10 protein-coding genes are annotated in these 10,256 nt (G+C 66.5%); 6 read left to right on the forward strand and 4 right to left on the reverse strand.

The window, feature by feature from the left end:
* Window positions 1-2 precede the first annotated feature (2 nt).
* Window positions 3-647, reverse strand: a complete 645-nt coding sequence (locus AC3WJI_RS12615; RefSeq protein WP_492757622.1) for a Tim44/TimA family putative adaptor protein — start codon at window positions 645-647, stop codon at window positions 3-5.
* Window positions 648-813: 166 nt separating this feature from the next.
* On the opposite strand from AC3WJI_RS12615, the gene secB reads away from it, so the two are divergent.
* The 5 genes from secB to AC3WJI_RS12640 all read left to right on the forward strand — a co-directional run bounded on the left by secB (window position 814) and on the right by AC3WJI_RS12640 (window position 6,222).
* Window positions 814-1,323, forward strand: a complete 510-nt coding sequence (gene secB / locus AC3WJI_RS12620; protein ID WP_492757623.1) for a protein-export chaperone SecB — start codon at window positions 814-816, stop codon at window positions 1,321-1,323.
* A 153-nt stretch (window positions 1,324-1,476) separates the two neighbouring features.
* The gene (gene murJ / locus AC3WJI_RS12625; protein WP_492757624.1) at window positions 1,477-3,042 is read left to right on the forward strand and encodes a murein biosynthesis integral membrane protein MurJ; all 1,566 of its coding nucleotides are present in this window, start codon (window positions 1,477-1,479) and stop codon (window positions 3,040-3,042) included.
* A gap of 101 nt (window positions 3,043-3,143) precedes the next feature.
* A complete protein-coding gene (gene trpS, locus AC3WJI_RS12630; protein ID WP_492757625.1) occupies window positions 3,144-4,133 on the forward strand; it encodes a tryptophan--tRNA ligase in 990 nt (329 codons plus the stop codon).
* Between the two features lie 128 nt (window positions 4,134-4,261).
* On the forward strand, window positions 4,262-5,083 hold the full coding sequence (locus tag AC3WJI_RS12635; RefSeq protein WP_492757626.1) for a ThuA domain-containing protein: 822 nt from the start codon (window positions 4,262-4,264) through the stop codon (window positions 5,081-5,083).
* 98 nt (window positions 5,084-5,181) lie between these two features.
* Window positions 5,182-6,222: a CAP domain-containing protein gene (locus tag AC3WJI_RS12640; RefSeq protein WP_492757627.1), complete on the forward strand. Its 1,041-nt coding sequence runs from the start codon at window positions 5,182-5,184 to the stop codon at window positions 6,220-6,222.
* 237 nt (window positions 6,223-6,459) lie between these two features.
* Here AC3WJI_RS12640 and dnaA read toward each other — a convergent pair whose 3' ends face one another.
* The 3 genes from dnaA to mutM form a co-directional block, all read right to left on the reverse strand.
* The gene (gene dnaA / locus AC3WJI_RS12645) at window positions 6,460-7,797 is read right to left on the reverse strand and encodes a chromosomal replication initiator protein DnaA (RefSeq protein ID WP_492757632.1); all 1,338 of its coding nucleotides are present in this window, start codon (window positions 7,795-7,797) and stop codon (window positions 6,460-6,462) included.
* A gap of 458 nt (window positions 7,798-8,255) precedes the next feature.
* Window positions 8,256-8,519 (reverse strand): 30S ribosomal protein S20, encoded by a 264-nt coding sequence (rpsT, locus tag AC3WJI_RS12650; RefSeq protein WP_492757628.1) that lies wholly within the window; start codon window positions 8,517-8,519, stop codon window positions 8,256-8,258.
* Between the two features lie 92 nt (window positions 8,520-8,611).
* Window positions 8,612-9,421 (reverse strand): bifunctional DNA-formamidopyrimidine glycosylase/DNA-(apurinic or apyrimidinic site) lyase, encoded by an 810-nt coding sequence (gene mutM / locus AC3WJI_RS12655; protein ID WP_492757629.1) that lies wholly within the window; start codon window positions 9,419-9,421, stop codon window positions 8,612-8,614.
* Between the two features lie 64 nt (window positions 9,422-9,485).
* Between mutM and AC3WJI_RS12660 the strand changes: the two genes are divergently transcribed.
* Window positions 9,486-10,217, forward strand: coding sequence for a class I SAM-dependent methyltransferase (locus tag AC3WJI_RS12660; RefSeq protein WP_492757630.1), 732 nt, complete (start codon window positions 9,486-9,488; stop codon window positions 10,215-10,217).
* Window positions 10,218-10,256 lie beyond the last annotated feature (39 nt).

Genomic DNA, 10,256 nt, shown 5'->3' on the forward strand with positions numbered 1-10,256 from the left:
CCCTATGCTTCGTCGGTCTCGACCAGCTTCCAATTGGGATCGTCGCTGCGCAGGTTGCGCGCGAAGGTCCAGATGTCGTGCGTCTCGACCGCATCGGTCAGCGAGCCCGCGACGACATTGCCATCCTGGTCGCGCGTCACTGCGGCGATGTCAGCGTCGAAGCGCACTGCGATTCGCGCGATCCTGCCCTCGACCGAGGCGTCGGTGATCACCGTGCGCTCGATCGCGACGAGCCGGTTGTCAAGCACATGGCCCGCGGCCTTGCGATCGGCGATCGCCTCGGCGAAGCCGCCGCGAACCTCGTCCTCGACCAGCCAGCCGAGCGTCTCTTCGTCGCCCTTCCAGAATGCCTCGAGGATCATCCGGTACGCCGACTTGGCGCCCTCGACGAACTGGGCGACGTCGAAGCTCGAATCGGCGGAAACCACAGCGCGCAGCCCGGTCTCGGCACCTGCCTCGATCGGGCGGTTGGCGGTCTCGCGTACTTCGGCCGTGACGTCGATCGTCCGCGGCATCGCCTGCGGCGCGACGCGCTCTTCAGCGGGCTTCGGCAAGGCCTGCTCATGCCCCGTGCGCTTGCCCAGCACCGAATAGAGCCTGAGCGCCAGAAAACCGGCAACCATCGCGAACAGGATAACGTAAAACACTGAGCCTCCGAGCCTCGTTACCGAGATACATAGGCCTTCGCGCCGCGGGATACAAACGCCCGCGAAAACGCCGCCCGATTGATGTCTCTTCGCGCCCCTGCTAGGCGCGCTGGCTGAACAAACGCGTCACGTACGCGAAACTTTCCGATCAAGTGAGGAATCTTCGATGGCAGAGAACGACACCATCGCCAATGTTGGCGAGCCCGCAGCCAATGGCGCCGATACCGCGCCGGTCGCGGGGGTGCTGTCGCAATATGTGAAGGACCTGTCGTTCGAGAATCCGAACGCGCCGCAGGTCTACCAGTCGCAGACTGCGCCTGCCATCGACGTCCAGTTCAACATCGGCTCGGGCCAGGTCGGCGAGGACGTCTTCGAAGTCGTGCTCAAGATCGACGTCAAGGCGCAAGCCGAGGACCAGACCGCGTTCGTCGTCGACCTGTCCTATGCCGGGCTGTTCGCGATCCGCAACGTGCCACAGGACCAGATGGAGCCCTTCCTGCTCGGCGAAGCGCCGCGCATCCTGTTCCCCTTCGCCCGCCGCGTGATCGCCGATGCCGTGCGTGACGGCGGCTTCCCGCCGCTGATGCTCGAGCCGATCGACTTCACCGGCATCTACCTGCAGCAGCGCGCCCAGGCCGGCGACATCGCCCAGGGCGAGATCGCAGGCAACGCCTGAGGTCCGGCTGGGGAGCATGATAGAGGCCATGCCGCTCCCCACAACCGTTCGGGCTGAGCTTGTCGAAGCCCCGTCCTTCTTTCGCGAGGCAGTGAGGAAGAGCGGCACTTCGACAAGCTCAGTGCGAACGGATTTTATGTCAGTCCCTATTTCATGAATCTCGCGCGCACGCTCGGCTCGGTCGGCGGGCTCACCCTCGCCAGCCGGGTCCTCGCGCTCGTCCGCGATTCGCTCCAGGCGCGCTATGTCGGCGCGAATTTCGCGTCGGACGCGTTCCTCGTCGCGTTCCGCCTGCCCAACATGTTTCGCGCCTTCTTCGCCGAGGGCGCCTTCTCGTCGGCATTCATCCCGATGTTCAACCGCACGCTCGCCGAGGGCGGGCGCGGGCCCGCCTTCGAATTCGCCGAGCGCGCGCTGGCGGTGCTGTTCACTTTCCTGGCGGCGATGACCGTGGTGATGCTCGTCGCCGCCTGGCCGCTCACCGCCGCGCTGTCGGGCGGCTTCCACCGCCAGAATCCAAGCCACGAGCAATTCGCCTTCGCGGTCCAGCTCAGCCGGATCACCATCCCCTATCTGATGCTGATCTGCCTCGCCTCCTTGCTCGGCGGGATCCTCAATTCGCTCGACAAATTCTGGGTCAATGCCGCGGCGCCGATCCTGCTCAACATCGCGATGGTCACGGCGTTGTTCTTCTTCAACGGCACGCCGTACGAGACCGCGCGCGCCCAGGCCGTCGCAGTGCCGCTCGGCGGACTGCTGCAATTGGCCTGGCTCGCGATCGCCTGCCGCGCCGCCGGCGTGTCGCTGCGCCCGCGCCGCCCCCGGCTCGATCCCGAAGTGATCAAGCTGATGAAGCTGATCCTCCCCGCCGCAATCGGCGCCGGCGCGGTCCAGCTCAACCTCGTCATCTCGACTGCGCTCTCGGGCTATCTGCTCGGCGAAGGCTCGATCTCGTACATCTATTATGCCGATCGGCTGAATCAGCTGCCGCTCGGCATGATCGGCATCGGGCTCGGCACGATCCTGCTCCCGACGATCTCGCGCCTGCTCGGCAAGGGCGAGGAAGCCGAGGCGATGGAGACGCAGAATCGCGGGCTGGAGCTGGCGCTGTTCCTCACCCTCCCCGCGATGGTCGCCTTGATCGTCGCCGCCGAGCCGATCGTGCGCGGCCTCTTCCAATACGGTCATTTCGATGCAGCCGATACTGTCGCCTGCGCCTGGGCGCTTGCCGGCTTCTCCATTGGCCTGCCCTCCTACGTCATCATCAAGGTGCTGACCCCGGGCTATTATGCCCGGCAGGACACCAGGACCCCCGTCCGCTACGCGATCCTCTCGGTAGGCGTGAACATCGCCGCCAACCTGATCCTGATCCCCTGGATCGGCTATATCGGGCCGCCGCTCGCCACCGCGCTCTCGTCGACCGTCAATGTCGTCATGCTCTACCTTACCCTGCGCAAGCGCGGCCATTTCGTCATCGACGCGCAATTGAAGCGCCGCCTGCCCCGCCTCGCGCTGGCCGCGGTGCTGATGGGGATCGCGCTCTACGGCTTCGACTGGCTGCTCGACCCCTGGCTCGGCGGCACGATGGTCACGCGCTACGGCGCTTTGGTCCTGCTCGTCGGCGCCGGCTGTGCGATCTACGCGGTCGCTTGCTTCGCCACCGGCGCGTTTCGCCTCTCCGACCTCAAGGCGCTGGCCCGCCGCCGCGCGGCACGCTAGAGCCCCACCGTCCCTGACATCGATACGCGGCAGCGCCCCCGCCGTCTCGGACCCGCGGCCCGTCCAAAGGCCGAACGGTCAACCGGGCGCGGAGTAAAACCATGCGCGTCGTCTCCGGCATTCAGACCACCGGCAATCTTCACCTCGGCAATTATCTGGGTGCCATCAAGCAATGGGTGGCGATGCAGGATCAGGGCGAATGCCTGTTCTTCCTTGCCGACCTCCACGCGCTGACCAGCAACGTCACGCCGCAGGAACTCGCCAATTCGACGATCGAGATGGCCGCGACCCTGCTCGCCGCCGGCATCGACGACCGTTCGATCCTGTTCAACCAGGCGCGCGTCCCCGCGCATTCGGAGCTGAGCTGGATTCTCCAGGGCACCGCGCGGATGGGTTGGCTCAACCGGATGACCCAGTGGAAGGACAAGGCCGGCAAGAATCGCGAAGGCGCCAGCGTCGGACTGTTCACTTATCCGGTGCTCCAGGCCGCCGACATCCTCGTCTATCAGGCGACCCACGTCCCCGTCGGCGAGGACCAGAAGCAGCATCTCGAGCTCGCCCGCGACATCGCGGCCAAGTTCAACACCGACTTCGAAGTCGAGCTGTTTCCGCTTCCCGAACCGCTGATCAGCAAGGCAGCGCCGCGGATCATGAGCTTGCGCGACGGCAGCGCCAAGATGTCCAAGTCCGACCCGTCCGACATGAGCCGAATCAACCTGATCGACGACGACGACACGATCGCCTCGAAGATCCGCAAGGCCAAGACCGATCCCGAGCCGCTGCCCGAGAGCTTCGACGGCCTCGCCGAGCGCCCCGAGGCGAAGAATCTCGTGACGATCTACGCCGCGCTCGCCGAGCGCGAGCCGCAATCGGTTGTCGCGGAGTTTGCAGGCCAGGGCTTCGGCGCGTTCAAGCCGGCGCTCGCCGATCTCGCGGTGTCGGTGCTGGCGCCGGTACGTGACCGCCTGACGCAATTGCTCGACGATCGTACCGCCGTCGCGGCGCAACTCGCCAAGGGTGCCGAACGCGCCAGCGCGCTCGCCGCGCCGACGCTCGAGGCGGCGCAGCAAGCGGTGGGATTGCAGGTGTAGATACGTCACCCTCATCGTTCCGGCGCCTTCGGTGCCTCCCTTCCCTCTCCCGATGGGAGAGGGAAGGGGCCCGCCGCCGCAAGGCGGTGGGAAGGGTGAGGGTGAGCGGATATCCGAGGAGAGGGACGATGTTGATACTGAAGCTTGCCGCAGTGCCGCTATTGCTCGGCTTGGCAGCACTCCCGCAAACCGCACCCGACCCCCCCCGCCCGACCCCCAGCTTCGACACCGTAGCGCCGCAGCTGCCGCCGCTCCGCCATCCGGCGGTCCTCGTCTTCAGCAAGACCAACAGCTTCCGCCACGATTCCATCCCCGCCGCCACCGCCGCAATCCGGCAGATCGTCCGTGCCCGCGGCTGGAGCGTCTACACGACCGAGAATGCCGCGATATTCAATCCGGCCCAGCTCGCCCGCTTCGATGCGGTGGTGTTCGCCAGCGCGACCGGCAACTTGTTCACGCCCGACCAGCGCGCCGCCTTCCAGGCTTGGCTCGCCGCCGGCCACGGTTTCGTCGGGCTGCACGGGGCGGGCGACGGCAGCCATCCCGACTGGTATCAGGCGCTGCTCGGTTATGGCGGCTATACCGGCCATCCTGGCGGCGCGGACCAGTTCCAGCAATCCACGCTGATCCTGCTCGATCGCACCCACCCCGCGACCCGCCACCTGCCCGCGCGGTGGCGCTGGACCGAGGAATATTATGCCTATTCGACTCCCGTCAGCCCCGACGCGCATGTCCTCGCCCGGCTCGACGAAACCGGCATGCGGCTCGAGCCCAGGCACCGGATGGGCGATCGCCACGCGCTGATCTGGTGGCGCTGCGCCGACAAGGCGCGGATCTTCTACTCGGCGCTCGGGCACAATCCCGAAGCCTGGTCCGACCCCGCGCACCGCAAGATGATCGACGGCGCGATCGCCTGGGCCGCGCGCAAGGCCGGCACGGGATGCGATTGACCCGTCGCTAACCACGCTTGGCGGAAACGCAGGCAAGGTTGCGGCGTTACGCTTGTGCTCGGGACGTGCACCAGGCGCGCCCGCGTGAGGGCGCCGTGATGCGTAAACAATTGACCCTGCTGATGATTCCGCTGCTGGCCCTCGCTGCGTGCAGCGGCGGCGGAGGCAGCGATGGCGGCGGCACCGTCGTCCCGCCGCCGATCGACACGCCCGGTCCCACCCCGACTCCGACGCCGGTCCCGGTACCCTTTCCGACCCCCACGCCGGTGCCGGGCGACTTCTTCACCGCCGCCGCCGCGCTCTACACCACTGCGCCCGACATCGCGGCGTGCCAGCCCGGTCTGCTCAAGCCGGCGGTGACCAGCCAGGTCGTGCAGACGCTCAACGCCGTGCGCGCGCTGCACCATCTGCCGTCTGTGACCTATTCGCCGGCCGACGAGCCCGGCGCGCAGCAATCGGCGCTGATGCAGGCCGCCAACGCGCAGCTCAGCCACACCCCGCCGACCAGCTGGCGCTGCTACACCGCCGCCGGCGCCACCGCATCCGGATCGAGCAATCTTTATGGCGGCACCGGCCCCGGGCTCGGCCTGATCAGCGACGAGCAGGTCATCGCCGGCTGGCTCACCGAAGTGCAGAACATCGTCGCCGAGAATGTCGGGCATCGCCGCTGGCTGCTCGATCCGTTTCTCGGCTCGATCGCTTATGGCCGCGTCGCCGGGCGCTACGAGACCAGCAGCCGCGCCGACGCCGCCGCGATGAAGGTGTTCGACACCGCCGGCCCGGCCGGCCCGACCGGTCCGCTGCCCGATTACGTCGCCTATCCGTTCGAGGATTATCCGGCGCGACTGTTCGACACGCGCGCTTTGCTGTCGTTCGGCGTGATCGCGAACAAGACCAGCAAATGGGCCAACACCAATGTCGACTTCTCGAATGCCGCGATCACCGTGCGCATCCGCGGCGGGGCGGCGCTGACGGTCTCGCGCATCGCCTACGACACCCAGGGCTATGGCCTGCCCAACAACATCCAGTTTGCGGTCAGCGGGCTCCAGCCCAACACCTATTACGACGTCACGATCGACCGCGTGAACGTCGGCGGCACCCAGCGCAGCTACAGCTATTTCTTCCGGATCGTGCCTTGAACTGACTCCTTCTCCCCTTGTGGGAGAAGGAAGGGGGCCGCGCCGAAGGCGTGGGAAGGATGGGGGGGACGTCTGGTGGGCACCTCCCCCTCACCCTCCCGCCGATTTCATCGGCTCCCTCCCGCGAGGGGAGAGGGATTTCAGGAGGACAATCGGGGTGGAGGCGTGACCAAATAGCGTTGCCCCGCTCTCGTCTCCTCCACCCCTTCCCACCCTCGGGTGGGTAGCCAGTCGCGCTCAGCCCTCGAGCGAGCGCATCAGCGCGCGGACCGCGCCGTCGATCTCGACATCCTTGCTGCGCAGATCCTCGATCCGCCGCACCGCGTGGATCACCGTCGAATGGTCGCGATTGCCGAACTTGCGCCCGATCTCGGGAAGCGAGCGCGTGGTCAGCCGCTTGGCGAGATACATCGCGATCTGGCGCGGGCGCGCGATCGCGACCGCGCGACGCTCCGAGATCAAGTCGATCTGCTTGACTTCGAAATGGCTCGACACCGCGCGCTGGATCTCGTCGATCGTGATCCGCCGCTGGGCGTTGCGCAGCACTTCGCCGAGCGTTGCCACCGCGAAGTCGATCGTGATCGTCTCGTTCGACAGGTTGGCATAGGCGACCAGCCGATTGAGCGCGCCTTCGAGCTCGCGCACGTTGGAGGTGATCCGCGCCGCGAGCAGGTCGACGACCTCGGCCGGCATGTCGACTGCGGGCATGTCTTCCAGCTTGCGCGCGACGATTGCGCGGCGCAGCTCCAGTTCGGCGGGCTTGATGTCCGCCACCAGACCCGAGCCCAGCCGCCCGGCGAGCCGCGGCTCGAAGCCCTCGAGCGCCTGCGGCGCGCGATCGGCGGCGATCACCAGCCGCTTGCCCGACGACATGAACTCGTTGACCGTGTGGAAGAACTCTTCCTGCGTCGCGTCCTTGCCGCCGATGAATTGGAGATCGTCGATCATCAACAGGTCAACCGAGCGCAGCCGCGTCTTGAACGCGTGCGTGTCACGGTTGCGCAGCGCCTGGACGAATTCGAACATGAAGCGCTCGGCGGTGACGTAGATCGCCGTCGCCTCGGGGTTCGCTTCGAGGAACGCGTGGCCCAGCGCGTGCATCAGGTGGGTCTTGCCCTGGCCGGTGCCGGCATGGAGGTAGAGCGGGCTGAACTGCGGCACGCCCGGCTGTGCCGCGGCCTTGGCGGCATTGAACGCGACGCGATTCGCCGAATCGACGACGAAGCGCTCGAAGGTGAAGCGCGGATCGAACGCCGGCCGCTCGCCCTGCGGCAGCGGCGCCGGCGCGGCTTCGGGCTCGGCCTTGAGCACGCGCGCGGGCTCGTCGGCCATCGTCTCGATCGTGACGCTCAGCACTTCGGGAAGCACGGCACGGAATTCGAGCAGCAGCCGCTCCGAATAGTGATTCCTCACCCACTGCGTCATGAACGCCGACGGCAGGCCGAGGCGCACCGCGTCGCTGGTCGAGCCCGGAATCAGCACCACCGGCTTCAGCCACTGGTCGAACAGGCGCTGACCCGCAGAGCGCCGCAGGTTGCCGCGCACATGGCTCCACGCCTTGCTGACTGCCTCCATGTCACCCCGCTCCAGTGTCTGCACCTGAGTCACTTCGACGCACCCCTCCTTCGCGGAAAGCAGACCCTTTCCGCGCGTAAACCCGCTACGACCAAAGGCTCCCCGCAGCCGGAAATGCCCCCAGGCTGGCGCGTGAGCTTTTCACCAAGCCCGGCAACGAAACGCGCCGGGAGGACTGTTTTAGGAACCGAAAACTGAGTCGAGCAAGGGCTCGGCATGCAAAGAAAGTGAAATAGTTTTGTTGACTCGGGATAACCCACGGATTTGCGTGCTGTCACATATTTCGACCTGAAAGATCAGTGACTTAGCTGAACCTTCATAAAATTGAAGCATGCGAATCGTTGGATTTCCGGGACTTAGGCCGTGCCGTTCGGCGACAGTCGCTAAGGCCTTTGCTGCACACGCGAAAAACCCCGCCGGAGGGGTCCGGCGGGGTCATCGTTACGGAAATGTGACGATTACGCCAGCGCTTGCACGCGCTTGTTGAGGCGCGAGAACTTCCGGCTGGCGGTGTTCTTGTGGAGCACGCCCTTGGCAACGCCCCGCTGCAGCTCGGGCTGCGCGGCGGCAAGCGCGGTCGCGGCGGCGGCCTTGTCGCCCGATTCGAGCGCAGACTCGACCTTCTTGAGGAAGGTGCGGATACGGCTCACGCGGTTGCCGTTGATCTCCGCGCGGCGGTCGTTCCGCCGGATACGCTTCTTCGCTTGCGGCGTATTCGCCATGCCGTCTCGTTCCTGCTCAATTAGGAGAGGCGCGGACACGGGTCCACGCCGGGAAAGGCGAGGCCCTTAACGTGTGAGGCGATTCGGGTCAATCATTTCTGGCACTTCGGACACCAGAAGGTCGATCGCCCGGAATCGACCCGCCGCTCGACCAGGCCTCCGCATTCGCAAGGCTCGCCTTCGCGGCCATATACATGCCATTCCTTGGCGAAATAGCCGAGCTGGCCATCGGGCCGGGCATAATCGCGCAATGTCGACCCGCCGGCGCGAATCGCCGCCTCGAGCACTTCACGAATCGCCGCGACCAGCCTGGCGAGCCGCGGCTTGGTGATCGTCCCCGCCGCGCGCGTCGGCGCGATTCGCGCGAGGTACAAAGCCTCGCAGACATAGATGTTGCCGAGCCCCGCCACGACGCGCTGGTCGAGCAGCAGTGCCTTTACCGGCGCGATGCGGTTCTCGAATGCGCGTGCGAGGTGCGCCGCGTCGAATTCGGCACCGAGCGGCTCGGGACCCAGCGCGGCGAAGGCAGGCCATTCCGCCAGCGCGTCGGTCCGGACAAAGTCGATCGAGCCGAATCGCCGTGCGTCGTTGAGCGCGAGCCGGTGCTTCGCGGTCTCGATAACGAAATGATCGTGCTTGCCCAGCTCGTCCGGGTCGATCCGCCAGCGCCCCGACATGCCGAGATGGAAAACCATGGTGTCGCCGCGATCGGTGTCGACCAGCCCGTATTTGGCACGCCGGCCGAGCCCGGTCACCGTCGCGCCGGTCAGCCGCTGGCCGAGATCCTCGGGAAACGGTCGCCGCAGGTCCGCGCGCCGCAGCGTCACCCGCTCGATCCGCGCGCCCTTGAGCACCGGCTCCAATCCGCGCACCGTCGTCTCGACTTCAGGTAGTTCCGGCATAGCCTCGCCTATCTCGGGCTGACGGGGGTTTGCACCCCGTCCCCGCCCCGCTAAGGCCCCGGACATGCCCGACACCGTCTCCTTCGGTTACGAAGACATCGCCCCCGAGGACAAGACCGCCCGCGTCGGCGAGGTCTTTTCCAGCGTCGCATCGAAATACGATTTGATGAACGATGCGATGTCGGGGGGCCTGCACCGCCTGTGGAAGGACCTGTTCGTCCGCCGCGTCAAGCCGCGCGCCGGCGAGCACATCCTCGACATGGCCGGCGGCACCGGCGACATCGCCTTCCGCATGGCACCGTCGGGCGCGGCGATCACCGTCGCCGACATCAATGCCGAAATGCTCGCGGTCGGCGTCGAGCGTGCCCAGCAGCGCGGCATTGACGGCCTGGTGTGGAGCGAGGCCAATGCCGAGAGCCTGCAATGGCCCGACAGGTTCTTCGACGCCTACACCATCGCCTTCGGCATCCGCAACGTGACCGACATCCCCAAGGCCCTGCGCGAGGCACACCGCGTCCTCAAGCGCGGCGGCCGCTTCTTCGTCCTCGAATTCTCCACGACGCAGTGGCCGGGATTCGGCCAGGTATATGACGCCTATTCGCACCATCTCGTGCCGCGGCTAGGCAAGCTGCTCGCCCACGATTCCGATTCGTACCGCTATCTGATCGAATCGATCCGCCGCTTCCCGCCGATGCCCGAATTCGAAAGCATGATCCGCGACGCGGGCTTCACGCAGACCAAGGTCGAGCCGCTGCTCGGCGGGCTCGTGGCGATCCATTCGGGCTGGAAGATTTGATGCGACTTCCTGCTGATCCTCCCCGGCACGGGGAGGGGG

It is taken from the genome of Sphingomonas sp. FW306-1B-B10E (genome assembly GCF_058782005.1).

Bases quoted from the DNA above. Each gene is read 5' to 3' on its own strand.
- mutM (WP_492757629.1), bottom strand. From the start codon at position 9,421: ATGCCGGAACTACCTGAAGTCGAGACGACGGTGCGCGGATTGGAGCCG.
- AC3WJI_RS12640 (WP_492757627.1), top strand. From the start codon at position 5,182: ATGCGTAAACAATTGACCCTGCTGATGATTCCGCTGCTGGCCCTCGCT.
- AC3WJI_RS12635 (WP_492757626.1), top strand. From the start codon at position 4,262: ATGTTGATACTGAAGCTTGCCGCAGTGCCGCTATTGCTCGGCTTGGCA.
- trpS (WP_492757625.1), top strand. From the start codon at position 3,144: ATGCGCGTCGTCTCCGGCATTCAGACCACCGGCAATCTTCACCTCGGC.
- murJ (WP_492757624.1), top strand. From the start codon at position 1,477: ATGAATCTCGCGCGCACGCTCGGCTCGGTCGGCGGGCTCACCCTCGCC.
- AC3WJI_RS12660 (WP_492757630.1), top strand. From the start codon at position 9,486: ATGCCCGACACCGTCTCCTTCGGTTACGAAGACATCGCCCCCGAGGAC.
- dnaA (WP_492757632.1), bottom strand. From the start codon at position 7,797: ATGGAGGCAGTCAGCAAGGCGTGGAGCCATGTGCGCGGCAACCTGCGG.
- rpsT (WP_492757628.1), bottom strand. From the start codon at position 8,519: ATGGCGAATACGCCGCAAGCGAAGAAGCGTATCCGGCGGAACGACCGC.
- secB (WP_492757623.1), top strand. From the start codon at position 814: ATGGCAGAGAACGACACCATCGCCAATGTTGGCGAGCCCGCAGCCAAT.